The organism is Vibrio sp. B172a (assembly GCF_030248355.1).
GTDB lineage: Bacteria > Pseudomonadota > Gammaproteobacteria > Enterobacterales > Vibrionaceae > Vibrio > Vibrio owensii.
Genome location: NZ_JAHGAC010000059.1, coordinates 1 through 712, shown reverse-complemented (window position 1 = coordinate 712; position 712 = coordinate 1). Strand labels below are relative to the sequence as shown.

General features: G+C 48.6%; 1 protein-coding gene. It reads right to left on the bottom strand.

The window, feature by feature from the left end; all coding sequences use genetic code 11:
- Positions 1-16 precede the first annotated feature (16 nt).
- On the bottom strand, positions 17-712 hold a 696-nt coding region (locus KIT90_RS27775; protein WP_285379782.1), incomplete at its 5' end, for a sigma 54-interacting transcriptional regulator.

Genomic DNA, 712 nt, shown 5'->3' with positions numbered 1-712 from the left:
GCTTCTCGCTTCTCGCTTAACCAGCTGCAGAAATATCGTATTTCTTCATTTTATGGTTGAGTGTGCTCATTGGAAGTGCCAATTGCTCAGCTGCTTTCTTGGTGTGCCAATTGCAGGCATTTAAGCAATCGATGATCACTGTGCGCTCGTATTGGCTGACAACGTCCTTAAGGCCCATTGAAGCGTCTTCCAAGTCAGCTTGTGCTGGCTCGTAAGCAGGTTGTTCTGGGGCAGGTGATGCCGCTTTTACTTCAATACTTGGCGTATCTTCTGGGATTTGTTCACCAAACTCAATGTGAGTAATGGTTTCAAAATCGGACAGCAGGACCGAGCGTTCGATGATGTTTTTGAGCTCACGCACGTTACCTGGGTATGGGTACGCAAGAAGCTGTTTACGGACGTTGGCACTTAACCCTGGCGCTTGCGGTAAACCAAGCGTGTTTGTGGTGTGTTGCACGAAGTGCTCTGCGAGAGGGAGGATGTCCGACTTGCGTGCTCTTAAAGGTGGCAATGTAATCGGGAAGACATTCAAACGATAGAACAAATCGGCACGGAATCCGCCATCTTTGATTTGCTGCATAAGATTACAGTGGGTTGCGGCGATTACGCGCACGTCCACATCAATCTCTTTGCTGGTGCCGATTGGGCGAACTTTACGTTCTTGTAGCACACGCAGCAATTTAGCCTGCAGTAGCATTGGCATATCACCAAT